This window comes from Providencia sp. PROV004, assembly GCF_011045615.1.
Classification (GTDB): Bacteria; Pseudomonadota; Gammaproteobacteria; order Enterobacterales; family Enterobacteriaceae; genus Providencia; species Providencia rettgeri.
The window spans coordinates 1,024,790-1,050,570 of record NZ_CP042859.1; the positions used below are offsets into that span (position 1 = coordinate 1,024,790).

Sequence of the window (25,781 nt, forward strand, 5' to 3'; positions counted from 1 at the left end):
ATGTCTTACATGAATAGCGGCTATTGACCATAGTGTAAAGCAAATTACATCAGAACGGCACCATTGCATGAGGTTAAGCTAAAAATAACCACGTAAAATACGCAATGCTTAAATATGTTGCTCAAACCAGCTTTCAAGGATCACAACAGCAGACGCAGAATCTACTTTTCCTTTACTCAAAGCTCGATAACCACCTTGTTCAAAAAGGCCTGCTTTTGCTTCAACCGTGGAAAGACGTTCATCATGTAATTCGACTTTAACACCAAAACGGCCATGAATTCGATTTGCAAAATTACGGGCTTGGCTTGTAACCAGTTGTTCCGTGCCATCCATATTAAGGGGAAGGCCAACAATAACCAACTGAGGTTGCCATTCTTTAAGTAACTTTTCGATTTGTTGCCAATCAGGGCGGCCATCGCTGGCTTTTAGTGAGGTTAATGGTCGCGCGGTACCTGTAATTTCTTGTCCAACGGCCACACCGATGCTTTTGGTTCCAAAATCAAAGGCTAACAAAGTTCTTCCAGACATTAAGCATGCCCCGCTTGCATTGAAATAGTATGAATATCAATACCAATTAATTTAGCTGCAGCAGTCCAGCGTTCATGAATTGGTGTATCAAAAATAAGCTCAGGAGAAGCTTCAACGGTCAACCAGCTATTTTCCATGATTTCACGTTCAAGTTGGCCTGGTTCCCAGCTTGCATAACCTAGTGCAACTAAAGAGTTTGAGGGGGAGTGCTCACTTCCTAAAGTCTCTAAGATATCTTTTGACGTTGTCACCATCACTTCATCATTTAAGTGCAGACTCGATAAAAAACCTTTTATCGGTGTGTGTAAGATGAACCCATGCTCTTCAGCCACGGGACCACCCGCAATGACAGGCTTCTTTAAATTACGGTTATCAATTTTATCTGAAATCGTAATTTCGAGTTTTTTAAGCATCTTATCGACAGAAAAATCATCAATAGGCTTGTTAATCACAATCCCCATCGCCCCTTTTTCATTGTGCTCACACATATAAACGACTGACTGCTCAAAATAAGGGTCTGTTAAGGATGGCATGGCGATAAGAAAATGGTTTTGCAGATTCAAACTTAGACTCCAGCAAATTTAAAACAATTGAGAGAACACAATAAAAGGCAAACTTATAGGTGGTAAATAAAACGGATGACTTTTATTGTGTGAAAATAATAAAAGCCATCAGTGAAGATAAACCACCACTATAAATTATTTATTGAGACGGCGTTCAATGGCATCCATTAACATACCTGTAATGGAGATATCAAATGCGGCTTCAATTTCCCGTGCACACGTTGGGCTAGTCACGTTAATTTCGGTTAAACGGTCACCAATGATATCAAGGCCAACAAAAATTAAGCCTTTTTCTTTTAATGTTGGCGCTACGGCACGCGCAATGGCCCAGTCACTTTCACTTAATGGACGAGCTTCCCCACGGCCACCCGCTGCAAGGTTACCTCGGGTTTCACCTTGAGCTGGAATTCGCGCTAAGCAATAAGGAACAGGTTCACCATCCACCACCAAGACACGTTTATCACCATCTTTAATTGCTGGTAGGAAGTTTTGGGCCATGCAGTAACGGGAGCTATGTTCCGTTAGCGTTTCGATAATTACGCCCACATTTGGGTCATCTTGTTTAAGACGGAAAATCGAAGCGCCACCCATACCATCTAGTGGTTTGAATATGACATCGCCATGTTTTTGGTGAAATTCTCTTAACTTTTGTGGGCTGCGCGTGACCAATGTGTCAGGTGTTAACTCAGCAAACCAAGCAGTAAAGAGTTTCTCATTGCAGTCACGTAAGCTTTGCGGTTTATTCACAATTAAGGTGCCAGCTTGTTCCGCTCTTTCTAAAATATAAGTCGCATAGATAAATTCAGTATCAAAAGGCGGGTCTTTCCGCATTAAAATGGCATCAAGTGAACTTAGGGGGATATCTTGTTCCCCATGAAATTCGTACCATTTTTCTGGGTTTTCTTCGACTGTCACGATTTTTGTTTGTGCGCGAGCTTCACCTTGGTGTAAATACAGGTCATTCATTTCCATATAATGGATTTCATAACCTCGACGCTGAGCTTCCAGCATCATTGCAAAACTGGTGTCTTTCTTGATTTTGATGGATGAAATAGGATCCATCACTATACCGAGCTTGATCATTTTTTCTCCTTACCCCAGATCACCTAAGCGCACTTGTAGTGCTGTGATAGCGGTTAGCGCAGTCGTTTCTGTTCGTAATACTCGAGGCCCTAACAGTATATCGGTAAATTGATAATTTGCTGTCATGGCAATTTCGTCTGCTGACAAGCCACCTTCCGGGCCAATCAACAATCGTACTTTCTTCAGTTCAGTGGGTAACGTATTAATACTTTCTGTTGCTCGTGGGTGCAAATTGACTTTAAATGCACCGTCAGTTTCCGCGCACCATGCTTCAAGGGTTTGTACTGGGCGAATTTCTGGAATTCGGTTGCGGCCACATTGTTCGCAGGCAGCAATCGCAATTTTTTGCCATTGAAGTAATTTTTTATCGAGCCGTTCGCCATCTAGGCGAACACCACAACGTTCTGATAACAAAGGTGTTATTGTATTAACTCCGAGTTCGACAGATTTTTGGATAGTAAATTCCATTTTTTCCCCACGAGACATGACCTGCCCGAGGTGTAAATCGAGAGGGGATTCTCTATCGTCAACTTGGCTATTTTTAATGTGTACGAATACATTTTTTTTAGTTGCTTCAGTAATTTCAGCACTAAAGGTTTTATTGCTGCCATCAAAAAGTTCGAGTTTTTGGCCTGCAGTCATGCGCAGTACTCGACCTACATGGTTTGCAGCATCATCACCAAGAGAAATTGTTGTGTTTATTTGAAGAGGCTCTGGGTGATAAATGCGTGGAATGCGCATAGCTTTTCCTTAGTACAGACTGGGTTAATAAATAATATAACTTTGATGAATATGGGGGTTGAATTGTTAAACTCAAGCGCTGCTACCTAGTTTATAACGAAATACTGACCTTTTATAGTATGTCTGTGCCATAGGTGACATCTTAAACAGTGATGAAAGTAAACTAGAAGATCATGATATTCGAATAAACCGACTCTACTCAACGGAATTAAAGTGTTGGGGATAGCAGAAATTCACAGTATATTTATTTTTATCTCCATAAAGGAATAAGGAGTTAATATGAGGGAGTTACTCTGTACTTTAATATCATCGGTTATATCTATTATTTCGCCGTCTGAGCAATTTACATTATCATGTCAAAATGATAAATCTATAAATATAATTGATTTTATTTGTGTTTTTTCTTCTTTTTTTATGCTGCTAATATCCTTTTTTACGACTAAAAAACTACTTATTTATTTACCCGTTGTTCATTTTGATAAATCCAAAATTATTATTAAAAATACTGTTTTGCTTCTAATATATAGTGTACTAATTTTTATAATATATTATTCATCTAATAATTTACGTATTATTTTATTTTTAACATTATATATTAATTTAATAATACCATTATTTATCATTGATAATAAAATAGGTTATCTCCCTGATGTTCTTACGTACCCATTATTATGGGTGGGGTTGCTATATCAAATTCACTTACCAAATGGGAATGTAGTCTCAGCTATTTATGCAGTACTGATCAGCTACTTAGTGATGTTAATGGTGGTTACACTGGTTGAAAAACAAACTTATCAACCACAAATGGGGAGAGGGGATTTTAAACTCGTTGCCGCTTGTTCGGCTTGGCTTGGTGTTTGGGAGTTACCTTACTTTTTGGCCACCGCTGCAGGGTTGGGGCTATTACAATACTGGGTTAACTTTGGGCTATGGCCTAAAATATACCAAAAAAAGCAACTGGTAAATCTAGCCCACGCCGAGATATTATCTGGGGTGCAAATAGCTAAAACAACGAAGACGATTCCATTTGGCCCCGCGTTAATTATTAGTGCTAGCACATGGTTGTATTTATCAATAATTGAATATTAAATTAAATGACAACCTTATGCGCATATTTGAAAGGTGGCTTATTAAAAAGGGTGATTATTAAGACGCTGCGGTTACCAAAGAATCTAAAAATTGCTGCCATTTACTCGGCTCACCGAGGTAATTCTGTAATGGAACTCGTAACCATTTCCCCTGTTGTTGTATTAACAGAGTTGGAAAACCGGATGCACCTGACTGCGCTAACAGAGCCTTACTTGTTTCAATGTGGGCCGCAGTTTCATGTTGCTCACACTCACTGTAGTCGGACACATACTGGGTTACATCGAGGCCAATTTCTTTGGCGAGCTCAAGAAGTACCGCGGTATCTTTAATATGGCGTCCTGAAATGTAGTGTGTTTTTTGAATGGCTTTAAGCATCTCAAAGCCTTTGCCTTGCTTGGTTGCCGCTAATATAGCGGTTTGCGGTGGTGTTGAGTCCATAACCAAATTAGGTTCGTGTAGCATTTTTATATAGTCATCGCCAAATACTTGCCCTGTCATGGATGCAATGCGCTTATCAGCTTGCAGAATATATTGGCGAAAATTATCATCTAAATGTAGGCGTGCATTGCCAGCTAACATACCACCACCATGCATTTCAATGTTGATACTTGGATGTTGGTTGGCAATTTCGATTAAAGGCGCAGCGGCATAGCACCAGCCGCAATAAGGGTCATAAATATAATGTAGGGTGATATTGCTCATAATCGTTCTCTCTATTTGATCTTTTTAAATAATTTTAGTTAAGTTGTATCATTATCATCAAAAAATTAATACCACTATCATTCGGTGAAATCAGCCAAATTGCTTTTAGTCATTCAGTGAGTTGCTACGGAACATACCGCGCAAAATGGCTGCAATAGTGAGTATCACTTGGTTATTGAGGCCACTGCATTTCGCCTTTAACAACTTTTGCACTAAGTTCTAAACTTGATTTGTCATCCAATTGTGGATATTTTACCGCAATTTTTTGGATGAGTTCATCTGAGTTTTTACTTGTTTTTGCTGCATTTTCAAAATCTTGTAAGTATTTTTGAGTAAAAGAAACTGTGCTTGTATCTAATTTAGATGCTCCCGTAAAGTGACCGGGAACAACGGTTATTGGGTTCAGTGCTTTGATGTCTTTTAATGTTTGCTGCCAATTTTTACGTGACTCTTCTGTTTGTGTATCTGCTACCCAAACATGAATATTGTCAGAAACAATAACGCCCCCTACAACGGCTTTTAATGATGGAACCCAGACATAAGTTCTATCTGGTGATGCGCTATCAAGGCCTTTAATTTCAAGTCGTTCACCATCAACTGTGAAGCTATCTCCTTTAATGACCTCAGGGACGATAATATGGGCAGGTGCCTCATCTTTTAATACACCACCCCAGTAAGCCAGTTTGCCATCTTTAGTTGCTTTAATGGCTTCAACTGTGTTTGCTGTCGCGACCACTTTAGCTTCAGGGAAGGCGTTTGTTAGGGTATCGAGCCCAAAATAGTAATCTGGATCTGAGTGGCTAATATAAATCGTGGTTAATTTCTTGTTGAGCTTTTTAATTTTATCAACCAATTGTTGTGCATCATTTTTTTGAAATTGTGCGTCAATTAACACCACTTCACTTGAACCGCTAATAATTTCAGAGGAAACCGGAAATACGCTGTTATTTCCAGGATTATAAACATCTAATGTTAGTGTTTCAGCTTGGGTCATATTTATCGTAGTGGCGAATAACGCGGTTGCAGCTAATAAGGTAAATTTCATTTTGTATCCTAAAATAAAGTTATACAGGAACGCTTGTTTTTTGCATGGTGTGTATATTAAATTGCAATGATAAGATGAAAAACCCCATAATTAGGTGTTGTTTGTTGCACAATTCGGTCAAATGAGAGTGGTATGGATAGATTAAAGGCAGCAGAAGTATTTATTACTATCGTTGAACAAGGCAGCCTAAGTGGAGCAGCAGAAAAATTAGAGATGTCGAGAGCGATGGTGACTCGCTATTTGTCGGAAATGGAACAATGGGCGGGAGTGCGTTTATTAAATCGTACCACGCGGAAATTAAGTTTAACTTCAGCGGGGGAAGGGGTATATCAACAATCTTTGCAACTTAATGCTATTTCCCAAATGGTCCCTGTGCAGCAAGAGCTTGATGCAAAAGCATTATCCGGTTTAGTGCGCATTAGTTGCTCACAATCTATTGCCCAAAGTGCACTTTCTGTGGCTATTGCTGAGTTTATGAAACTCTATCCGAATATGGCTATAGATATGCAAATATCGAATAAATCAGTTAATTTAATAGAGGAACGAATTGACTTGGCTATCCGTATTACTAATCAGCTGGAGCCGAGTTTAATCGCAAAACCATTGTCAACTTGCCATTCTGTCATTTGTGCTTCACCTGATTTTTTAAAAGGGAAAAAACATCCCGAAAAACCAGAAGATTTAGTTTTACTCGATTGCTTAACCTACAATTTTTTTGGTCGTAGCTTATGGGTCTTTGAAAAGGCAGGTATGCAGCATAGTGTATTGGTTGATGGGCGATTAAGTGCGAATGAATCCGTATTTCTCGCTGAGGCAACATTGCAGGGCGCGGGTATCTCTATGCAACCATATTATTCTGTTGCTGATCATTTGGCCTCAGGGGCGTTAGTTCAACTATTACCTGAATATACGCCAATGCCTCTAGGTATTTACGCTGTGTATACGAGTCGGCAAAAAATGCCAACTGCATTGAGGGTGGTGATTGATTATCTCGCTAATTGGTTTGCAACTTCACCTCACTGGCAGTTATTGATGCAACAGCGCGGAAATTAGCTGGGTTTTTATTTGATTAAAGTTATCCTCTAAATGTTGAGTAAAAATATTGGTCAATTGTGATGAAGGGCGGTGAATAGGTTTTATCAAGCTAACGGTAAAAGGAATGGAAAAGCTGAGTGGGCGCAGAGCCAACTTCCCAGCAGATTGTTGATGAAAATCTAATGCAGTTAAAGGGTTAACAATAGAAATCCCAATCCCTTTTAGTGCCATAGCGCAAATAGATGATGCTGAATGCGTCTCCATGACCATTTTGCGCTCGACATGGTGCTCCGCAAATGTTGAGTCAATCAACTGACGATAGCTGTCAGTTAATGATAGGCTAATAAAACGTTGGCCTTGAAAATCATTGGGGATTAGGACTTCTTTTTGGGCTAAAGGGTGGTTTGCGGGTAAGACACACACTTCATTTAAACTTCCCAGTGTTTGTTGTTCAGTGCCCGGAGGCATTTGCAAATGTTCTGTTAAACCGAAATCGTAACGCTGAGCGGACAACCATTCTTCAAGAACAGGAGACTCTTGCGGGATCACTGTGATGCTGACATCAGGGTAATTTTCCATAAACGATTGGCAAACATGGGGCAATAAAGATTGCGCGAAAGCAGGTAAACAGGTTATCGAGATTTGGGCATGTTCGAAGCGTCGGATAGTTTCCGCTGAGTTTTTAATGCGTTCCAAACCATAATAAGAGCGTTCGACTTCTTCAAGAAACCGTAATCCTTGTGCTGTTGGCTGTAGACGTCCTTTGACCCTATCGAATAACTTAAACTGTAAAAGGTATTCTAAGCGAGCAAGTTCACGGCTGATAGTTGGTTGTGAGGTGTTTAGCAGTGCAGCGGCTTCCGTCAGGTTGGGGGCTGTCATTACTGCACGGAATATTTCAATGTGCCGCCATGAAATGGCTTGCATAGGAAGTCCTTAAATAAAGTCTATATCAAATATGAATAGACTTTAGCAAAATAGATATTTTTTTTCCCGTATTATTCTTTGAATAATAGCTTTTAATATAATAAAAACTTGCAAACGAGAAAGACAATGACTTCATTCGCAACGACAACAAGCCAATATTTAACATCTGAATATTTACGTGTATTACCTGAGCAGTATGGTAGCCCTGTTTGGGTTTATGATAGCGCGGTGATTATTGAGCGTATCAAGCAATTACAAGTTTTTGATACTGTCCGCTTTGCACAAAAAGCATGTTCGAATATTCATATTCTGCGCTTAATGAAACAACAAGGCGTTAAAGTCGATTCTGTTTCTTTAGGGGAAATAGAACGTGCGCTGGTGGCAGGGTTCCAGCCTGGACGTGAGAACTCAGAAATCGTATTTACAGCAGATGTGCTCGATAGAGCCACATTAGCGAAAGTGACTGAGCTAGATATCCCTGTGAATGCAGGCTCAATTGACATGCTTGAGCAAATTGGCGAACAAAAAGCTGGCCATCCTGTTTGGTTACGCATCAATCCAGGTTTTGGTCACGGCCATAGCCAAAAAACCAATACTGGTGGTGAAAATAGTAAGCACGGTATTTGGCATGAAGATTTACCTGCAGCGTTAGAGAAAATTCGCCATTACAATTTATCGCTAGTTGGTATCCATATGCATATTGGCTCAGGGGTTGACTATCAACATCTTGCCGATGTGTGTGATTCTATGGTGGCGTTAGTCACAACCGCAGGGGTTGACCTTCATGCCATTTCAGCAGGCGGTGGGTTATCAACCCCTTATCGTGAAGGTGATGAATTAATCGATGTACCGCATTATTACAGCCTATGGGATAACGCTCGCCAACGCATCGAACAACACTTAGGGCACAAAATTGAACTTGAAATAGAACCCGGCCGCTATTTAGTTGCTGAGTCTGGGGTACTATTAGCAGAAGTGCGAGCCGTTAAAGATATGGGTAGTCGCCACTATGTGCTTGTAGACAGTGGTTTTAATGACCTAATGCGTCCAGCGATGTATGGCAGTTATCACCATATTTCGGTATTACCGATGGATGGACGTAACCTTGATGGGGCCCAACTAAAAGACACAATTGTTGCTGGCCCACTGTGTGAATCAGGAGATGTATTTACCCAGTTAGAGGGCGGTTTAGTGGTAACCCGCGCTTTACCCGAGGTGAAAGTTGGCGATTTTCTGGTTTTTCATGACACTGGCGCTTACGGTGCATCCATGTCATCAAACTACAATAGCCGTCCATTATTGCCGGAAGTGATGTTTGTTGATGGTAAGCCACAATTGATTCGCCGCCGCCAAACGATTGAAGAGCTATTGGCTCTGGAGCTGTAAGTCTTCCTTTCATTATAGATAACTGCATCTTACTCATAGGGCTATTATTGTAAGATGCGGTTATTCTGATTCACCACATCTATATTCCCATGTACTTTACCTACCTTGTATAAATTCTACGCAACATAATAAAAGCTAGAAGGTAAAAATCAGTGCAAAAAGTGATGAGGGTTCTTCGTAAACTGTATAAGTACGAAAATAGCCAATATGACGTTGGTCGTGAGGTTTCTGTTTATAGTCAAAGTACACTGTCAGCCAAAGAACAATTGGAACTCGCTCGAATTAATTGGCAAGTGAATCACATTGAGTCTTTCAATGACCATGCTGATATTATGCACAAGTTCAACAGTTTAAAAAAAGAGGAAAAACTCAGCCAAGAGCGCTGTTTTGATACTTTTATTGCAGGTGTTGGCGGAAGTTATTTACGAGGACGTTCAGTGCTAGGTGCTTTTCATAAGCTCAAAAATATACAGATTCATGACTATATAGAAAAACCACAATTAGCCTGTTGCTGGGTATGCAGTGATTACAATCGAAAAATTCACATCAACGATAGTTACTTTCAATATTGCTTGTATTACGGAAATTCCTATACAGGTAATACCTCATATGCTTATTTAAATTTAAAACACTTACTTAATGTTGAGCCAGTACAACCGCTTGGGGACGATAAAATTAAATTTAACCAGTTATTGGATTTATTTCGTTCTGCTAAGGATGATGAAACCCCCGGCCATTTTGAAAAGCGTTTGGCTGAAGCCAAAATAATCCCGGGTAATAAATATACACATAGAGGGGTTTTACAATCTCTAGCATTGATCGGTGTGATACCAAATCAGTTTATTCCTTTATCATTAGCGTCGAGGGTTAATTTTGGTGACCTTGTGAGTACTGAGTCCCAGTTAAACAATACTAAAGGTCGCTCAGATATGGAGATGCCATGGGCTGGCTGGAAGGGGCATTTAGGTATTGATGAAGACAAAGTAGCCGAATATTTCAGTGATTATTTGCTTTAAATCTAAATGACAAAGGGAACTCTTGAGTTCCCTTTGATTTACTAGCTAAAATTAATCAAGCCGCTTTCTTTTTCTTACTAGTTTCTTCATTTGAAGGTTCATCTGGTGACTTTTTTGTCGGAAGTACACCCAAATCATCAAACTCAAACTCATCGACGTTAATCGTCCGTAACCGGCTTGCTTCTGCTTTACGCAAGATATCAGCTTCTTCTTGCGTAATTACGTTTTCAGGAAGTAGTTGGTCAGCAAGTTTATCTAAGCGAGTAAAGCTGAGTTTACGCTCTTTTAAGCGGCAGATACGTTCGAAAATAGGTTCAGCAGCAATGATATCGAGCAGAGCTTGGTTTACAAGGCCATGAGGGTTGTTTTCCGTAGGTGTTAAATACTGCCCACGGCCCAACCTATCACGTGTTTCTGATGGTTCCATCAGGATTTGAGTCAGTTTATGGTCTAGTCGGTCTGATGGTGTTGACATCGCACGGCCAGTAGGGAATAGGGTGATGCGCATTACCCCCGCAACCAACTTGTTAGGGAAGTTTTTCAGGAGATCATCCATCGCTTTTTCTGATTGATATAAACAATCTTCAACCGCCCATTTCACTAATGGTAAGTCTGCTTTTTGGCGACCTTCATCTTCATAACGTTTTAAGGTTGCAGATGCGAGATACAAGTTGCTTAAAATATCCCCTAAGCGAGCAGAGATACGTTCGCGGCGTTTCAAGCTACCCCCTAACACACCCATGGCAACATCGGATAGTAATGCTAAGTTGGCACTTTGGCGGTTTAGCATTTGATAGTAACGGCGCGTTTCATCTTTGGTTGGTGCATGACTTCCGCGACCATTGGTTAAACCAAGCCAGAAGCTACGGAATTGATTACTAACCACATGACCTATATGCCCAAATACGGCTTTATCGAATTTATGTAAGTTATTATCTTGTGCTGCGGCCATTTCTTCTAATACGAATGGATGGCAACGGATAGCCCCTTGACCGAAGATGATCATACTGCGGGTTAGGATATTTGCCCCTTCAACCGTAATGGCGATAGGTGCGCCTTGGTAAGCTCTGGCAACAAAGTTTGAATCCCCAAGACAGATGCCTTTACCACCCGTAATATCCATGGCATCAATAATGGCGCGCTGGCCACGGTGTGTACAGTGGTATTTAACAATAGCGGATAAAACGGCAGGTTTCTCACCTAACATAATTCCAGAGGTGATGAGAGTTGCTGCTGCGTCCATCAGATAGGTATTACCTGCGATGCGAGCTAGTGGTTCTTCAATACCTTCCATTTTACCAATTGGTAATTTGAATTGACGGCGAATATAAGAGTAAGCCCCTGTCGCGATAGCAATACTCTTCAAACTACCAGTTGAGTTCGATGGTAATGTAATACCACGACCGACAGAAAGACACTCAACCAACATTCTCCAGCCTTGGCCTGCCATTTTTGGCCCACCGATAATGTAATCGATTGGAACAAAAATATCTTTTCCGCGTGTAGGACCATTCATAAATGGAATATTTAGTGGGAAGTGGCGATGACCAATTTCAACGCCAGGGGTATTGGTTGGAATTAGTGCACAGGTGATACCAAGGTTTTTCTCGCCACCTAATAGTTTATCAGGGTCTGAAAGTTTGAATGCGAGGCCTAATACAGTGGCAATTGGTGCCAAAGTAATATAGCGTTTGTTCCATGTTAAGCGCATTCCTAATACTTGCTCGCCTTGCCATTCACCCATACAAACGACACCTGAATCTGGGATAGCACCAGCATCGGAACCTGCCTCAGGGCTGGTTAATGCAAAGCACGGAATTTCTTCACCCGTAGCTAAGCCTGGTAAATAGCGTTGTTTTTGTTCATCAGTGCCGTAATGCTGCAGTAATTCACCCGGACCTAATGAATTGGGTACCCCTACAGTGATAGCAAGAATACCGGAGACACCAGCGAGCTTTTGTAGAACCTGAGATTGCGCATAAGCAGAAAACTCTAAGCCACCGTATTCTTTTTTGATGATCATCGCGAAGAAGCGGTGATCACGCAGGTATTGCCACACTTCAGGTGTTAGATCTGCCAGTTCATGGCTCACTTCGAAGTCGTTGACCATGCCACAAACGGTTTCAACAGGCCCATCAATAAAAGCTTGTTCTTCTGCGGTTAGCTGTGGTTTTGGATAGTTATGCAATTTATTCCAATCTGGCGCTCCGCGGAAAAGGTCGCCTTCCCACCACGTTGTTCCTGCGTCAATGGCTTCCTTTTCTGTGCTCGACATAGGAGGCATGACTTTTTGGAACATTTTCATCGCGCGGATAGAGAAAAGCGATTGGCGTACAGGAGTGAAGACAAAAGGAAATAATACCAAGGCAACTGGCAGTAACATCCAGTAGCTCCAAATATCGATGACTCCCATAACCGCGGTATAAGCCAATAATAATACTGAGCTAAAAACCAAAGATGTTTTGTGATAACAAAGTACGCCTATTAAGGCGAGAAATAACACGATGCTGAGAAGGATCATAGCGAAGCTCCTGTCTACTTGTAAGAGGTCTGACCTGTTTGTTGCTTTAATCTATACCCATTAATAAAGAATTAGCAATATATTTACATCCTAATTACAACTTAGCTCACAAAAACGTCATATAAAGGAAAATATCGTAGTAATTTGTATTATTGGCTCTATGAAAAGTCAGGTTATTAGCTATGAGTCACGATGAATTTTGTCGGTAGGATCAAGACAGCGCAATCAAAAGTAGAAACAAAATTATCCCTGTGCAACAATCTGACTATTAAAGATTAATTACTGATATCTATCTGAGTTTTGCCATGGAGCGCCATTTTTCTTTTAGGATAATTTGAATCTGAATTAATCGTGTTTTTTATAACGTATTCTTAATTAAGAGGAAATCTCATGTATCAAGACCTAATCCGCGGTGAGCTGACAGAAGCGGCCGAGACGTTATCGAATTTCCTTAGCGATGACGCCAATATTGCTGCTATCCAACAGGCTGCCGTTTTACTGGCTGACTCTTTTAAAGCGGGTGGCAAAGTATTATCTTGTGGTAATGGGGGCTCTCACTGTGATGCAATGCATTTCGCTGAAGAATTAACAGGGCGTTACCGCGAAAACCGTCCGGGCTATCCTGCGATTGCAATCTCAGATGTGAGTCATTTATCTTGTGTGAGTAATGACTTCGGTTATGAGTATGTTTTTTCACGTTTTATTGAAGCTGTTGGTATGAAAGGCGATGTTTTACTTGGAATTTCTACCTCCGGTAATTCTGGGAATATTATTAAAGCGATTGCAGCTGCGCGTGAAAAAGGTATGAAAGTCATCACATTAACAGGTAAAGATGGCGGGAAAATGGCGGGAACTGCGGATATTGAAATTCGTGTCCCACACTTTGGTTATGCCGACCGTATTCAAGAAATTCATATTAAAGTTATTCATATCTTAATTCAGTTAATTGAAAAAGAGATGGTGAAATAACGTTATTACTGTTTCAGGAGTTTTTTAAATGTGCGAGTTACTTGGCATGAGTGCCAATGTTCCAACTGATATTTCGTTTAGCCTCAGTGGGTTGATTTCCCGAGGAGGTCAAACGGGCCCACATAAAGATGGCTGGGGAATCACCTTTTATGAGGGGCTCGGGTGTCGCACATTTAAAGATCCTCAACCTAGTTTTTTATCACCTGTCGCTCGCTTTGTGCAGGAATATCCGATTAAATCAGAAAGTATTGTTGCTCATATTCGCCAAGCAAACCGAGGGGATGTGTCGTTAGTGAACACTCACCCCTTTACACGGGAGTTATGGGGACGTAATTGGACTTATGCGCACAATGGGCAGTTAAAAGGCTATCGTACACTAAAAACTGGGCGCTATTGCCCGATAGGTGAAACCGATAGCGAATGGGCATTTTGCTGGATACTTCATCAACTCAGTGAAAAGTATCCACGTAGGCCATCGAATTGGAAAAGTGTGTTCCGTTTTATTGCGACACTAGCTGACCAATTGCGTCATAAAGGCGTATTTAATATGTTGCTGTCCGATGGGCAATATATGATGGCCTTTAGCTCGACGAATTTACATTGGCTAACGCGTAAGGCACCGTTTGGTAAAGCAAAATTACTTGACCAAGATATTGAAATCGATTTCGAACACTGTACGACACCTACTGATGTGGTCTCTGTGATCGCAACGCAACCACTCACGGGCAACGAAAACTGGCAGCGAATTGACCCAGGCAATTTTGTCTTATTCTATCTTGGTGAGCGCATATTGTGATTTAGACCCTAACAATTTTGTTGGGGTCTCAGCTTGGTCAATAACCGCATATTTACCTAAAGAGACTGACACCTCAGCAGGCCTTCCTGTGCGGTTGAAATACTCATAGGCCGGTTGTAATTGTTTCCAAAAAGCATAGTGGCTGGAATTGCGATAGCGCAGCATATTTTCATTTGTCATTTTAAATGGATAAATGCTGACATTAATGACGGACTGTCCACTGAGTAAGGCTGTTTCTACTGTTTGGTAAATCTCACCCATATATTTGTCCGTCATGGCATAACATCCCACAGAAACGCAACTGCCATGGATCATAAGATAGCTGCCACTATAACCTTGTGCTTTATCAAACTCATTAGGAAAACCAATATTGATAGATCGGTAATACCGACTATTAGGATTGAGCTGTTCGGCAGTAATTTGATAAAATCCTTCTGGACTTTTCAGGTCACCTTCAATTTTTTTGGGGCCTAGCCCGCCAGAAAACTTACAAATTGGGTAAGTTTTCGACAGTTTATATTTTCCTGATGGCGTTTTTTGGTAGAGTTCTAATAAACCTTCTTGCTTAAATATTTGAATAAAAATAGATGAGTTTGGGCTATCCGATACGTTATTATTAAGTAGAAATGAATAGTTACTTGCCTGAATAACAGGAGAATATATGAGTACAAATAAGAAAATTGCACTAAAAAATTTACTTAATTTCATATCTAAGCCATATCAAGAAAATGTTATTGAATAAAAAGAGTACATATTTTATGCATTCTAGACGAGTAAATCGAAAATTAATATAGTTTGTTAATAGTTTTTAAATGAACCTTTATTGTTTAAATAATGAACAATGATCGATAAATGTGAGCTTAAATATCGATAATATCGAATTGTTAACAAAAAAATTTAAATATTAATGCAATTTGCTTGAACTATGTCACTTCTATAGCCGGACATAGAGAGTGGGAACTGATAAAATTATGGTTGGCAGAAGATAAAATTTAGTAACAATTATGTGAGAATACCTGCTTAAGTGATGCCTATTGCTTGAGCTATTTTTTATTTAATGAGTCGCTATCATTCATTGCTGAATCGTTAGCTTAGGGTTTAACTGATAAACTTGTGCAGATCTTATGATTAAAATTAAAAAAGGCCTCAACCTTCCTATTGCAGGTGAGCCAGCCCAAGTGATAGAAGACGGCCCGAAAATTCAACACGTAGCTGTGCTAGGTGAGGAATATGTCGGAATGCGTCCTTCGATGCTGGTTAAAGAAGGTGAGCGTGTAGTTAAAGGACAGGTTCTTTTTGAAGATAAAAAGAACCCAGGGGTTTTATTTACAAGCCCAGCCTGCGGTAAAATTGTTGCTATTCATCGTGGTGAGCGTCGTGTGCTTCAATCTGTTGTCATCGAAATAGATGGTGATGAACAAGAAACTTTTGCAGCTTATACTCGTGATGAGCTATCTACATTAACGCAACAGCAAGTCGAAGAAAACTTGATAAAATCGGGTTTGTGGACTTCTTTAAGAACGCGTCCATTTAGCCGTTCTCCACAACCAGGTTCTTCACCTATCGCTATTTTTGTCACTGCAATGGATACCAATCCACTTGCAGCGGATCCTATTTTAGTTATTCAAGAGCAAGAACAAGCATTTAACGATGGGCTTTTGGTTCTAAGCCGTTTAACAGAAGGTAAAATCCATGTTTGTCATGGAGAGGGAGACTTACCGAAGAATACGGCTCATAACCAAATTTCTTATACCCAATTTATAGGGCCGCATCCTGCAGGTTTAGTGGGAACTCATATTCATTTCTTGGAACCCGTTAGCATCAAGAAAAAAGTTTGGAGCCTTAATTACCAAGACGTTATTGCTATTGGTAAGCTATTTGTTACGGGTCACCTATATACAGACCGCGTGATTTCATTAGCAGGGCCACAAGTTGAAAAGCCTCGTCTTCTGCGTACTCGTCTAGGTGCTGATTTATATGAATTAACACAAGGTCAGCTTAAAGCGGGTGAAAATCGTATTATTTCTGGTTCAGTCCTTTGGGGCGTGACATGTGATGATACTCATCACTATCTTGGTCGTTTTCACAATCAAGTTTCAGTGTTAGCCGAAGGTCGCAATAAAGAGTTATTTGGCTGGATTATGCCTGGTGTTAATAAGTTTACGATTACGCGTACCACAATCGGGCACTTCCTGAAAAATAAACGTTTTAATTTCACAACGACAATGAACGGCGGTGAGCGTTCGATGGTACCAATTGGTAATTACGAGCGAGTCATGCCTCTCGATATCATGGTCACTCATTTGTTGCGCGATCTCCTCGCTGGAGACACTGATACATCACAAGAATTGGGCTGTTTAGAGTTGGACGAAGAAGATCTAGGTTTATGTACCTATGTTTGCCCAGCGAAATATGAATATGGTCCAGTGCTACGTGATGTTCTGACCAAGATTGAGCTAGAAGGGTGATTCCATGGGTCTGAAAAATTTATTTGAAAAGTATGAGCACCATTTTGAGCCCGGTGGAAAGTTAGAAAAATACTATGCGTTATTTGAAGCAGTTTCGACTGTTTTTTATACGCCGGGTACGGTAACAAAAGGGCGTTCTCATGTCAGGGATACCATCGACCTGAAACGTATGATGATATTGGTGTGGCTAGCGGTTTTCCCAGCGATGTTCTGGGGAATGTATAACGTTGGTAACCAAGCCATCCCAGCTTTGCACCAATTATATAGCGGGGCGGAGTTACAGCAAGTTCTCGCGAGTGATTGGCATTATAGCTTAGCACAGTTTCTAGGTGCATCACTTTCGATGGATGCAGGGTGGGGAAGTAAAATGCTGCTAGGTGCAGTGTATTTCCTTCCTATTTATGCTGTCGTTTTCTTAGTCGGTGGTTTCTGGGAAGTTTTATTCGCCATGATCCGCGGCCATGAAATTAACGAAGGCTTCTTTATTACCTCGATTTTATTTGCCTTGATTGTGCCACCAACCATTCCTTTATGGCAGGCTGCATTAGGTATCACTTTCGGGGTTGTTGTTGCGAAAGAAATTTTTGGCGGTACTGGGCGTAACTTCTTAAACCCAGCATTAGCTGGCCGTGCTTTCTTATTCTTTGCTTATCCTGCTCAAATATCAGGTGACTTAGTTTGGACTGCAGCAGATGGCTTCTCTGGTGCGACACCATTATCACAATGGGCAACCGGTGGTGAGCATGCCCTAATGAACACGGTGACTCATGAACCTATTACTTGGATGCAAGCCTTTTTAGGTAATATGCCAGGTTCAATTGGTGAAGTGTCAACACTGATGTTGTTTATTGGTGGTGCTCTTATCATGTTCTTCCGTATCGCATCATGGCGTATTGTTGCTGGCGTGATGGTTGGCATGATTGCAATGTCCTACCTATTCAATGCTATTGGCTCTGATACTAACCCGTTATTTGCCATGCCATGGTGGTGGCACATGGTACTTGGTGGCTTCGCATTCGGTATGATTTTTATGGCGACAGACCCGGTATCAGCGTCTTTCACAGACAAAGGTAAATGGGCGTACGGCATTCTGATCGGTGTAATGTGTGTTCTTATCAGGGTTGTTAACCCAGCTTATCCAGAAGGGATGATGCTGGCGATCCTATTCGCCAACCTGTTTGCTCCTCTGTTTGACTATCTGGTCGTTCAAGCAAATATTAAGCGGAGAAAAGCTCGTGGCTAATGAAAAACCAATGAATAACGATAGCGTCGGCAGAACATTTCTAGTTGTTTTTATTCTTTGTCTAGTTTGCTCTATTGTCGTCGCAGGGGCTGCAGTTGGTCTAAAACCACAGCAGCAAGAACAGATTCAGTTAGATACTCAACGTAATATTTTAAGTGTTGCTGGCTTGCTGCAACCTAAAATGACCGCTGAGGAAGTTCAAGATGTATATAAGGATCGTATCGAACCTAAACTTTTGAATTTTAAAACTAATGAATTATCTGATAGCACTAGCCGTTATGACTTAAATAGCGAGCTACGCAGCGAAGAAACGAGTATTGCACTCTCTCCTGCAGAAGATATTGCAAAAATTCGCCGTCGTGCCAATAGCGCTGAAATCTATTTAGTTAAAGATGAAGCTGGAAAAGTATCACAAATTATTTTACCTGTTTACGGCTCTGGTTTGTGGTCTGTCATGTATGCCTTTATTGCGGTAGATGTAGATGGTGTCACCTCTCGTGGTATTACTTACTATGCACATGGCGAAACACCAGGGCTGGGCGGTGAGGTTGATAACCCTCAGTGGAAAGCCCAATGGCCAGGTAAAAAACTGTTCAATGAGCAGGGGGTTCCGGCAATTAAAATAGTGCGCGGTGGTGCGACAGATAACCCATTCGGTATCGACGGCCTTTCAGGTGCGACTCTAACATCAAACGGAATCCAGCATATGTTTGATTTCTGGTTAGGGGATAACGGTTTTGGTCCGTTCCTGAAAAAAGTACGTGAAGGAGCGCTGAATAATGGCTGATTCAAAAGAAGTAAAACGCGTCCTACTTGGACCGTTATTGGATAACAACCCAATTGCTTTACAGGTATTAGGGGTTTGTTCTGCACTGGCAGTGACAACGAAGTTAGAAACAGCACTCGTTATGACGATTGCTGTAACCTTAGTGACGGCATTTTCTAACTTCTTTATTTCACTCATCAGGAATTATATTCCGAGCAGCGTACGTATTATCGTTCAAATGGCAATCATTGCTTCTTTAGTTATTGTGGTTGACCAAATTTTACGTGCATATGCCTATGAAATATCAAAACAACTTTCTGTATTTGTTGGCTTGATTATTACTAACTGTATCGTAATGGGGCGTGCTGAAGCTTATGCAATGAAAGCACCACCAATTGAAAGCTTCATGGACGGTATTGGTAATGGTCTAGGTTACGGTGTGATCCTTGTTTTAGTCGGCTTTTTACGTGAGTTATTTGGTTCCGGCAAATTGTTTGGTATCACAGTTTTTGAATCACTACAAACCGGTGGTTGGTACATGCCAAATGGCCTGTTCCTCCTCGCGCCAAGTGCATTCTTTATCATCGGTATGCTGATTTGGGGGTTACGTACCCTGAAACCAGCTCAGGTAGAGAAGGACTAATCACATGGAACACTATATTAGCCTGTTTGTTAAAGCCATTTTTATTGAAAATATGGCATTAGCATTTTTCTTGGGAATGTGTACCTTCCTTGCGGTATCGAAGAATGTAAAAACTGCTTTTGGACTGGGTATCGCTGTAACGGTAGTTCTTGGGATTTCTGTCCCAGCTAATAACTTGGTATACAACTTAGTATTGCGTGATGGTGCGATTGCTGAAGGTATCGACTTATCCTTCTTGAACTTCATCACGTTTATCGGTGTTATTGCCGCGTTAGTTCAGATCCTTGAAATGATTTTAGATCGCTACTTCCCATCACTGTATAACGCGTTAGGTATCTTTTTGCCATTGATTACCGTTAACTGTGCCATTTTTGGTGGTGTTTCTTTCATGGCGCAACGTGACTATAACTTTAGCGAATCGGTCGTATATGGGTTCGGTTCGGGGATCGGTTGGATGCTCGCAATCGTATTGATGGCAGCTATTCGAGAGAAGATGAAGTACTCAGATATTCCATCGGGTCTAAAAGGGTTAGGTATCACCTTTGTGACAACCGGTTTAATGGCATTGGGCTTTATGTCCTTCTCCGGTGTGCAGCTATAAAGGCGAGAAGAATTCATGGAAATTATTATTTTAGGTGTCGTGATGTTTACCCTGATTGTCTTGGTGCTGACAGGCTTAATCCTGTTTGCAAAATCCAAGCTAGTCAACACAGGGAACATCAAAGTTGAAGTTAATGGCGATCCAGACAAAAGTTTTGAAGCTCCTGCGGGTGACAAGCTATTAGGCATGTTATCAAACCAAGGTATTTTTGTTTCATCAGCGTGCGGTGGTGGTGGCTCTTGTGGTCAGTGCCGTGTGAAAATCAAAGAAGGCGGTGGTGATATTCTGCCTACTGAGCTTTCTCACATTAACAAACGTGAAGCAAAAGAAGGCTGCCGGTTAGCGTGTCAGGTCAACGTTAAGCAAGATTTAAAAATTGAGCTTCCAGAAGAAATATTTGGCGTGAAAAAATGGGAGTGTGAAGTTATTTCTAATGATAACAAAGCCACTTTCATTAAAGAGCTGAAATTGAAAATTCCAGAAGGAGAGGTCGTTCCTTTCCGTGCGGGTGGCTTTATTCAGATTGAATGCCCTGCACATGTTGTCAAATATGAAGATTTTGATGTACCAGAAGAGTACCGTGAAGATTGGGATAAATTTAACCTATTCCGTTATGTGTCTGAGGTTAAAGAGCCAACTGTTCGCGCCTATTCCATGGCAAACTACCCGGAAGAGCATGGTATTATCATGCTAAACGTGCGTATTGCTACACCACCACCTCGTAATCCGGATGTTCCACCAGGAATTATGTCCTCTTATATTTGGTCATTAAAGCCAGGGGATAAAGTGACTATTTCTGGGCCGTTTGGTGAGTTTTTCGCTAAAGAAACGGAAGCTGAAATGGTGTTTATCGGTGGTGGTGCGGGTATGGCACCAATGCGTTCTCATATATTCGACCAACTGCGCCGCTTAGATTCTAAACGTAAGATTAGTTTCTGGTATGGTGCACGTTCTGTCCGTGAGATGTTCTACACCGAAGATTTTGACCAACTCGCTGCAGAACATGAAAACTTTACATGGAATGTAGCACTTTCTGACCCTATGCCTGAAGATAATTGGAATGGTTATACTGGCTTCATCCATAATGTCTTATATGAAAACTACTTGAAAGACCATCCAGCACCGGAAGATTGTGAGTTCTACATGTGTGGTCCTCCAATGATGAATGCTGCCGTGATCAAAATGTTGAAAGACCTCGGAGTTGAAGATGAAAATATCTTATTGGATGACTTCGGTGGTTAAGCAACTTAGCTGATTTTATTAGACTAATCAAAGTCAGTAGACAGTAACACTTTAAAGAGGGAAAATATTTTCCCTCTTTGTGATTTTAGTAAATCTATTAAGCGCTAATTAGTTAACGGTTAATAGGTAGGTTTATGATTATTTTGACTGGAACATTCTCTGCATGGGTGACGATGTAAAGTGTGTTAATAGTCTGGGCGGCCTTAACAAAATGCGCTCATGATTGACGCGGAGAAAATTATGCTAAGTAAAAGAATTTATACCTCGGTACTGCTATTTGTTGCAGCACTGTTTCTTACTGCCTGTGGTGGACCTGAACAACAGAATCTTCAGGGGCAAACAATGGGTACGTATTATTCGGTTAAATATGTCACAGATTCTTTGGAGCCAAAGCCTGAAGCAATTCAAGCCGAAATAGATAAACGTTTGGAAGAAGTTAACGACCAAATGTCAACATATCGCCCAGACTCAGAATTAAGTCGTTTTAATCAGTTTAAAGAAGTCAATACACCGTTCCCTGTTTCTGCAGCAACGGCAACTGTAGTTAAAAAAGCCATTGAAATTAATAAGCTGACAGATGGTTCATTAGATGTAACGGTTGGGCCTTTAGTTAATTTATGGGGGTTTGGCCCTGAAGGAAGAGTCACTAAAGCACCTTCGGATGAAGAATTGGCTAAGCGCAGAGCATGGGTTGGTATCGAAAAACTCGCTGTTCAAGATAATAACTTAATTAAAACAATCCCTGAGCTATATGTCGATCTTTCCTCCATTGCGAAAGGTTATGGTGTCGACGTTGTTGCTGAATATTTAGAATCATTAGGTATCAATAATTATATGGTTGATATTGGTGGTGAAGTGCGTACGAAAGGAACAAATGGTAAAGAAGTGCCATGGCGTATCGCAATAGAAAAACCCGCATCGGATGGTGTCAGCCAAACAGCACAAGAGATTATTGAACCAGGTGACCGCTCTATCGCTACATCAGGGGACTACCGTAATTACTTCGAGCAAGATGGCGTTCGTTTTTCTCATACGATAGACCCAAAAACAGGAAAACCAATCACACATAATTTAGTCTCTATTACAGTAATTGCAGAAAATTGCATGAGTGCTGATGGCTTATCTACAGGACTAAATGTTTTAGGGCCTGAAGTTGGCTTTGCTTTAGCTGAAAAAATGAATATTCCTGTTTTTATGATTGTTAAGACAGATAAAGGTTTTGAAGAGCGCTATACTAAGGCATTCGAACCATTTTTAACCAAAAAACAGTAGTTGTAGGAGGATAAAAAATGCTGAATATTTTTATTGCAGCCTTTGCACTGTTTTTGCTGGCCTTTTTAGGTATGTCACTTGGGTATATTATTAAACGTAAGAGTATCCAAGGTAGCTGCGGCGGGTTAAGCAGTATTGGTGTTGAAAAGGTGTGTGATTGCCCTGAGCCTTGTGATGCACGTAAAAAACGTATGGCGCGTGAAGAAGCCCGTCAAAAATTACTGGATAAAAACCGTATTATTTGAATAGTAATATTTAACGGTTCTATAACTAGTAATGAGCCGGAGATGTCTAAATATAGTTATTAGACATCTCCAAATATTACTTTCCCGTTATACAGTCTAAATTAATTGCATTTTCTTAGCACATGAAACAGAGACAGGGTAATTAACATGCATGCTTTTTGTCTCACCATCAAATCTAATCGTGACCTTTCCATTATCATTGTTGTTAATTTGGCAAGGTAAAAAATCACCACTACTCCACAGTTCATTACTTTTCGTAGTAATTTTAGCTTTCCAAGCACTTTTACCTGTTGTTGAGTAAGGGAATGAATTTACGTTAGAGCTAGATGTGGCATGTGCTAGATTATAAAATATAAACACATTATCATAGGGGTTATCACTATTATGATAATGTATTTCAACTTTCCTTAATGTTTCATTCCAATAATTCTCGACAATCATTGTTCCAATATTTGACATATAAAACCTTTTTTAAATTATTTTAAATAGAATTTTTGTGATGGATTAAATATATCAAGTTTTCTATAGCAGTAAATTAAGAACAATTATTATTAATTGATGAAAAGAATGTTTTTAAGATGTGATTTAATTCCTAAGCTATTATTAAAGTAATAATAGCTTAGGTGATGTTATTAGATTATTTTTTAAATGCTTTTGGGGAATCAACCATTACAGCATCAACACCAATTTCTTTTGCGAGTTGGTAGTCACTGTCATTATTAACACCAAAGACAATGATATAGGCATTGCCATTTTTTCTAAAACAGTCAATGGCTTCTTTATCCCATGAAAGGGTTGCTGGCGAGCGTGCTTCGCCTAAAGTATATTTTTCGACCACTTCAACTTTACGATGTAGTTCAAAGCCATACCAGCGAGTTGTTGTTTTGTCATTTTCTATTGAACATTGATGGTTCATCACAACATTTGCCAACAGGGTGCGAGTCTCATCACGACTTTCAAATAATGGGATCTTTGGAGAAAGGGATTTGAGTGCTTTTAAAAATTCATCATTAGTGGAATAAAAACGTACTTGGTTAAATGCATTAGTTTTATCTAAGAGAGCTAAAATCGCCTTTGCTTGAATATCAGGGTTGGCGTCAGGGGATTTTAAATCTACGTAGAAAGTTGTGTCTGGGTATTTTTGCAGAATATTTTCTAGTGTAGTGATAGTTGTTTTTTGTAAGGGGAATTGCTGATTATGTTTTTGACTAAACTTATAAGCAGCATTGACATGATTGAGTTGTTCTACTGTATAAGCAGATACGTTACCTTTTTTGTCCGTCAATGAATCTAGATCACTCGGACGATATAGGACTAATTGATTATCTTTACTAAGTTGAACGGTAAGCCAAATAGCATCGGCATTATTTTGCTTGGCTAAATCAATGGCATAAATTGTGTTTTCTGGTGCATCTGCTGTTCCTGCACGGTGAGCTACAATTTTAGGGGATAGTGCTAAATTAGGGGAAAGTGCGAAAACTGTTTGGCTAGCAAGCAGCATAATGAGAGGAGCCATAAATTTAACATATTTTGATGTTGATATAATTGCCATAGAGATGATCCATAAATAGTTTTTCAAGATATTGTTGTTGGTAAAACAACTCTTTTTATTACTTTTTTGTTTAAAAGTAAGTAGTAATACTTATTTTTAAGACAAACTTTAAGCCGAATCTAGAGTTGGATAGCTTGGCAGATGATTATTGCAATAATATGAATTACCTAATTATCATGGAGTTAGCTTTTTCATTCGTCAATTTTATGGTGATGTGACAATAATTGCATGGCTAATAAAAATACTGTATATTTAATCAGGTGTTTAATTGGCAGAGTTAACCCGTGCGTAAAATTATTCATATTGATATGGACTGCTTTTATGCAGCGATCGAAATGCGTGACGACCCAAGCCTTCGTAATGTCCCCATTGCAGTGGGGGGAAGCGCAGATCGCCGAGGCGTTATTAGTACTGCAAATTATAAAGCCCGTCGCTACGGTGTTCACAGTGCGATGTCTACTGCGATTGCACTTAGGCTTTGCCCTCACTTGAAAGTGGTTCCTGGGCATATGGCACTTTACAAAGAAACCTCCCTGTATATTCGAAAAATATTTGCTCGCTATACTGACCTCATAGAACCACTTTCTCTTGATGAAGCTTATTTGGATGTCACTGATTGTACGCAATTACATGGCTCTGCAACGCTAATTGCTGAGGCCATTCGCCAGCAAATCTTTGATGAACTGCAATTAACCGCTTCAGCGGGGATAGCGCCAATAAAATTTTTGGCGAAAATAGCTTCAGATATGAATAAACCCAATGGCCAATTCGTGATCACGCCGCAAAATATGGATCAATTTATTCTTAGCTTGCCCCTTAAAAAAATTCCTGGCGTGGGTAAGGTAACCGCTCAGAAATTAGCGGATATGGGGTTACTCACTTGTGCTGACGTCCAAAAATATGATGTTGTTACATTGGTTAAAAGCATGGGTAAATTCGGGCAGGTACTTTGGGATCGATGCCATGGTATCGATGAGCGTGCTATTAACCCTGATAGACTCAGAAAGTCGGTAGGGGTTGAACGCACCCTTGCAGAAGATATATATCAATGGAGCGATTGTCTGCCTCTGCTTGATAAACTCTATGACGAACTACAATTACGTCTAGCGAAGGTAAAACCCGATCTGCGTATTGCTCGTCAAGGTGTAAAATTTAAATTTGCAGACTTTCAGCAAACAACACAAGAACACGTATACCCAATTCTCAATAAACAAGATTTAGTCCAGATAGCGAAACAAGTTTGGGATAATCGCCGCTTAGGGCGTGGTGTTCGGTTAGTTGGTTTGCATGTGATGCTGCAAAGCCCACAGCTTGAAAGGCAATTATTACTTGAATTATAAAAAACACC

At 40.4% G+C, this 25,781-nt stretch carries 26 protein-coding genes; 15 read left to right on the plus strand and 11 right to left on the minus strand.

Going from position 1 to position 25,781, the window contains the following annotated elements; translation table 11 throughout:
- Positions 1-108 precede the first annotated feature (108 nt).
- From ruvX to rsmE, 4 genes are all read right to left on the minus strand, one after another.
- Positions 109-528: a Holliday junction resolvase RuvX gene (gene ruvX / locus FVA69_RS04510; RefSeq protein WP_004914142.1), complete on the minus strand. Its 420-nt coding sequence runs from the start codon at positions 526-528 to the stop codon at positions 109-111.
- Positions 528-1,091: a YqgE/AlgH family protein gene (locus FVA69_RS04515; protein WP_004914139.1), complete on the minus strand. Its 564-nt coding sequence runs from the start codon at positions 1,089-1,091 to the stop codon at positions 528-530. Before FVA69_RS04515 ends, ruvX begins: the two co-directional genes overlap by 1 nt.
- A gap of 135 nt (positions 1,092-1,226) precedes the next feature.
- Positions 1,227-2,174, minus strand: a complete 948-nt coding sequence (gene gshB, locus FVA69_RS04520) for a glutathione synthase (protein ID WP_004914137.1) — start codon at positions 2,172-2,174, stop codon at positions 1,227-1,229.
- Between the two features lie 9 nt (positions 2,175-2,183).
- Entirely contained in the window at positions 2,184-2,915 is a 732-nt protein-coding gene (rsmE, locus tag FVA69_RS04525) for a 16S rRNA (uracil(1498)-N(3))-methyltransferase (RefSeq protein ID WP_164528471.1), read from the minus strand.
- Positions 2,916-3,194: 279 nt separating this feature from the next.
- On the opposite strand from rsmE, the gene FVA69_RS04530 reads away from it, so the two are divergent.
- On the plus strand, positions 3,195-4,004 hold the full coding sequence (locus FVA69_RS04530; RefSeq protein WP_227024214.1) for a prepilin peptidase: 810 nt from the start codon (positions 3,195-3,197) through the stop codon (positions 4,002-4,004).
- A 57-nt stretch (positions 4,005-4,061) separates the two neighbouring features.
- Here FVA69_RS04530 and FVA69_RS04535 read toward each other — a convergent pair whose 3' ends face one another.
- Together FVA69_RS04535 and FVA69_RS04540 are read right to left on the minus strand one after the other, a co-directional pair.
- Positions 4,062-4,706: a DsbA family protein gene (locus tag FVA69_RS04535; RefSeq protein WP_004914127.1), complete on the minus strand. Its 645-nt coding sequence runs from the start codon at positions 4,704-4,706 to the stop codon at positions 4,062-4,064.
- A 172-nt stretch (positions 4,707-4,878) separates the two neighbouring features.
- A complete protein-coding gene (locus FVA69_RS04540) occupies positions 4,879-5,751 on the minus strand; it encodes an MBL fold metallo-hydrolase (protein WP_004914125.1) in 873 nt (290 codons plus the stop codon).
- Between the two features lie 132 nt (positions 5,752-5,883).
- Between FVA69_RS04540 and FVA69_RS04545 the strand changes: the two genes are divergently transcribed.
- A complete protein-coding gene (locus FVA69_RS04545; protein ID WP_164528472.1) occupies positions 5,884-6,804 on the plus strand; it encodes a LysR family transcriptional regulator in 921 nt (306 codons plus the stop codon).
- On the opposite strand, the gene FVA69_RS04550 is transcribed toward FVA69_RS04545, so the two are convergent.
- The gene (locus FVA69_RS04550) at positions 6,778-7,713 is read right to left on the minus strand and encodes a LysR family transcriptional regulator (RefSeq protein ID WP_109911967.1); all 936 of its coding nucleotides are present in this window, start codon (positions 7,711-7,713) and stop codon (positions 6,778-6,780) included. The two genes, FVA69_RS04545 and FVA69_RS04550, sit on opposite strands and share 27 nt — an antisense overlap.
- Before the next feature lie 126 nt (positions 7,714-7,839).
- Between FVA69_RS04550 and lysA the strand changes: the two genes are divergently transcribed.
- Entirely contained in the window at positions 7,840-9,099 is a 1,260-nt protein-coding gene (lysA, locus tag FVA69_RS04555) for a diaminopimelate decarboxylase (RefSeq protein ID WP_109911968.1), read from the plus strand.
- A 152-nt stretch (positions 9,100-9,251) separates the two neighbouring features.
- Positions 9,252-10,115, plus strand: a complete 864-nt coding sequence (locus tag FVA69_RS04560) for a hypothetical protein (protein ID WP_227024213.1) — start codon at positions 9,252-9,254, stop codon at positions 10,113-10,115.
- 55 nt (positions 10,116-10,170) lie between these two features.
- Here the strand turns inward: FVA69_RS04560 and fadE are convergent, their stop codons facing one another.
- On the minus strand, positions 10,171-12,636 hold the full coding sequence (fadE, locus tag FVA69_RS04565; RefSeq protein ID WP_164528473.1) for an acyl-CoA dehydrogenase FadE: 2,466 nt from the start codon (positions 12,634-12,636) through the stop codon (positions 10,171-10,173).
- 390 nt (positions 12,637-13,026) lie between these two features.
- On the opposite strand from fadE, the gene lpcA reads away from it, so the two are divergent.
- Both lpcA and FVA69_RS04575 read left to right on the plus strand, forming a co-directional pair.
- The gene (gene lpcA, locus FVA69_RS04570; protein WP_004914109.1) at positions 13,027-13,605 is read left to right on the plus strand and encodes a D-sedoheptulose 7-phosphate isomerase; all 579 of its coding nucleotides are present in this window, start codon (positions 13,027-13,029) and stop codon (positions 13,603-13,605) included.
- Positions 13,606-13,633: 28 nt separating this feature from the next.
- Positions 13,634-14,401 (plus strand): class II glutamine amidotransferase, encoded by a 768-nt coding sequence (locus FVA69_RS04575; RefSeq protein ID WP_164528474.1) that lies wholly within the window; start codon positions 13,634-13,636, stop codon positions 14,399-14,401.
- Here FVA69_RS04575 and FVA69_RS04580 read toward each other — a convergent pair.
- Entirely contained in the window at positions 14,372-15,109 is a 738-nt protein-coding gene (locus FVA69_RS04580) for a L,D-transpeptidase family protein (protein WP_109911969.1), read from the minus strand. The two genes, FVA69_RS04575 and FVA69_RS04580, sit on opposite strands and share 30 nt — an antisense overlap.
- A 416-nt stretch (positions 15,110-15,525) precedes the next feature.
- On the opposite strand from FVA69_RS04580, the gene FVA69_RS04585 reads away from it, so the two are divergent.
- The 8 genes from FVA69_RS04585 (at position 15,526) to nqrM (ending at position 22,881) form a co-directional block, all read left to right on the plus strand.
- Positions 15,526-16,869 (plus strand): Na(+)-translocating NADH-quinone reductase subunit A, encoded by a 1,344-nt coding sequence (locus FVA69_RS04585; RefSeq protein ID WP_109911970.1) that lies wholly within the window; start codon positions 15,526-15,528, stop codon positions 16,867-16,869.
- 4 nt (positions 16,870-16,873) lie between these two features.
- On the plus strand, positions 16,874-18,112 hold the full coding sequence (locus FVA69_RS04590; RefSeq protein WP_004914105.1) for an NADH:ubiquinone reductase (Na(+)-transporting) subunit B: 1,239 nt from the start codon (positions 16,874-16,876) through the stop codon (positions 18,110-18,112).
- Complete coding sequence (locus tag FVA69_RS04595) at positions 18,105-18,899, plus strand: Na(+)-translocating NADH-quinone reductase subunit C (RefSeq protein ID WP_004914104.1); 795 nt, start codon at positions 18,105-18,107, stop codon at positions 18,897-18,899. The genes FVA69_RS04590 and FVA69_RS04595 overlap by 8 nt, the downstream gene beginning before the upstream one ends.
- Entirely contained in the window at positions 18,892-19,521 is a 630-nt protein-coding gene (locus FVA69_RS04600; RefSeq protein WP_004914102.1) for an NADH:ubiquinone reductase (Na(+)-transporting) subunit D, read from the plus strand. The genes FVA69_RS04595 and FVA69_RS04600 overlap by 8 nt, the downstream gene beginning before the upstream one ends.
- A 4-nt stretch (positions 19,522-19,525) precedes the next feature.
- Positions 19,526-20,122 carry an NADH:ubiquinone reductase (Na(+)-transporting) subunit E gene (nqrE, locus tag FVA69_RS04605; RefSeq protein WP_004914100.1) on the plus strand — a complete coding sequence of 199 codons (597 nt, stop codon included), beginning with the start codon at positions 19,526-19,528 and terminating at the stop codon, positions 20,120-20,122.
- A gap of 15 nt (positions 20,123-20,137) precedes the next feature.
- Positions 20,138-21,364: an NADH:ubiquinone reductase (Na(+)-transporting) subunit F gene (nqrF, locus tag FVA69_RS04610; protein ID WP_004914098.1), complete on the plus strand. Its 1,227-nt coding sequence runs from the start codon at positions 20,138-20,140 to the stop codon at positions 21,362-21,364.
- Positions 21,365-21,604: 240 nt separating this feature from the next.
- Positions 21,605-22,636, plus strand: a complete 1,032-nt coding sequence (locus FVA69_RS04615; protein WP_164528475.1) for an FAD:protein FMN transferase — start codon at positions 21,605-21,607, stop codon at positions 22,634-22,636.
- Positions 22,637-22,653: 17 nt separating this feature from the next.
- A complete protein-coding gene (gene nqrM, locus FVA69_RS04620; RefSeq protein WP_004914094.1) occupies positions 22,654-22,881 on the plus strand; it encodes a (Na+)-NQR maturation NqrM in 228 nt (75 codons plus the stop codon).
- Between the two features lie 96 nt (positions 22,882-22,977).
- Here the strand turns inward: nqrM and FVA69_RS04625 are convergent, their stop codons facing one another.
- Together FVA69_RS04625 and FVA69_RS04630 are read right to left on the minus strand one after the other, a co-directional pair.
- The gene (locus FVA69_RS04625) at positions 22,978-23,340 is read right to left on the minus strand and encodes a hypothetical protein (protein WP_110732236.1); all 363 of its coding nucleotides are present in this window, start codon (positions 23,338-23,340) and stop codon (positions 22,978-22,980) included.
- Positions 23,341-23,518: 178 nt separating this feature from the next.
- The gene (locus tag FVA69_RS04630) at positions 23,519-24,433 is read right to left on the minus strand and encodes a glycerophosphodiester phosphodiesterase family protein (protein ID WP_110732235.1); all 915 of its coding nucleotides are present in this window, start codon (positions 24,431-24,433) and stop codon (positions 23,519-23,521) included.
- A gap of 284 nt (positions 24,434-24,717) precedes the next feature.
- Between FVA69_RS04630 and dinB the strand changes: the two genes are divergently transcribed.
- Positions 24,718-25,773, plus strand: a complete 1,056-nt coding sequence (gene dinB / locus FVA69_RS04635) for a DNA polymerase IV (RefSeq protein ID WP_164528476.1) — start codon at positions 24,718-24,720, stop codon at positions 25,771-25,773.
- Positions 25,774-25,781 lie beyond the last annotated feature (8 nt).

Coding starts and splice junctions, on each gene's coding strand:
- FVA69_RS04625 (WP_110732236.1), bottom strand. CDS start 23,340: ATGTCAAATATTGGAACAATGATTGTCGAGAATTATTGGAATGAAACA.
- lysA (WP_109911968.1), top strand. CDS start 7,840: ATGACTTCATTCGCAACGACAACAAGCCAATATTTAACATCTGAATAT.
- FVA69_RS04545 (WP_164528472.1), top strand. CDS start 5,884: ATGGATAGATTAAAGGCAGCAGAAGTATTTATTACTATCGTTGAACAA.
- nqrF (WP_004914098.1), top strand. CDS start 20,138: ATGGAAATTATTATTTTAGGTGTCGTGATGTTTACCCTGATTGTCTTG.
- lpcA (WP_004914109.1), top strand. CDS start 13,027: ATGTATCAAGACCTAATCCGCGGTGAGCTGACAGAAGCGGCCGAGACG.
- FVA69_RS04580 (WP_109911969.1), bottom strand. CDS start 15,109: ATGAAATTAAGTAAATTTTTTAGTGCAATTTTCTTATTTGTACTCATA.
- ruvX (WP_004914142.1), bottom strand. CDS start 528: ATGTCTGGAAGAACTTTGTTAGCCTTTGATTTTGGAACCAAAAGCATC.
- rsmE (WP_164528471.1), bottom strand. CDS start 2,915: ATGCGCATTCCACGCATTTATCACCCAGAGCCTCTTCAAATAAACACA.
- gshB (WP_004914137.1), bottom strand. CDS start 2,174: ATGATCAAGCTCGGTATAGTGATGGATCCTATTTCATCCATCAAAATC.
- FVA69_RS04590 (WP_004914105.1), top strand. CDS start 16,874: ATGGGTCTGAAAAATTTATTTGAAAAGTATGAGCACCATTTTGAGCCC.
- FVA69_RS04550 (WP_109911967.1), bottom strand. CDS start 7,713: ATGCAAGCCATTTCATGGCGGCACATTGAAATATTCCGTGCAGTAATG.
- FVA69_RS04575 (WP_164528474.1), top strand. CDS start 13,634: ATGTGCGAGTTACTTGGCATGAGTGCCAATGTTCCAACTGATATTTCG.
- FVA69_RS04585 (WP_109911970.1), top strand. CDS start 15,526: ATGATTAAAATTAAAAAAGGCCTCAACCTTCCTATTGCAGGTGAGCCA.
- FVA69_RS04540 (WP_004914125.1), bottom strand. CDS start 5,751: ATGAAATTTACCTTATTAGCTGCAACCGCGTTATTCGCCACTACGATA.
- nqrM (WP_004914094.1), top strand. CDS start 22,654: ATGCTGAATATTTTTATTGCAGCCTTTGCACTGTTTTTGCTGGCCTTT.
- FVA69_RS04630 (WP_110732235.1), bottom strand. CDS start 24,433: ATGGCAATTATATCAACATCAAAATATGTTAAATTTATGGCTCCTCTC.
- FVA69_RS04615 (WP_164528475.1), top strand. CDS start 21,605: ATGCTAAGTAAAAGAATTTATACCTCGGTACTGCTATTTGTTGCAGCA.
- fadE (WP_164528473.1), bottom strand. CDS start 12,636: ATGATCCTTCTCAGCATCGTGTTATTTCTCGCCTTAATAGGCGTACTT.
- FVA69_RS04535 (WP_004914127.1), bottom strand. CDS start 4,706: ATGAGCAATATCACCCTACATTATATTTATGACCCTTATTGCGGCTGG.
- nqrE (WP_004914100.1), top strand. CDS start 19,526: ATGGAACACTATATTAGCCTGTTTGTTAAAGCCATTTTTATTGAAAAT.
- FVA69_RS04600 (WP_004914102.1), top strand. CDS start 18,892: ATGGCTGATTCAAAAGAAGTAAAACGCGTCCTACTTGGACCGTTATTG.
- FVA69_RS04530 (WP_227024214.1), top strand. CDS start 3,195: ATGAGGGAGTTACTCTGTACTTTAATATCATCGGTTATATCTATTATT.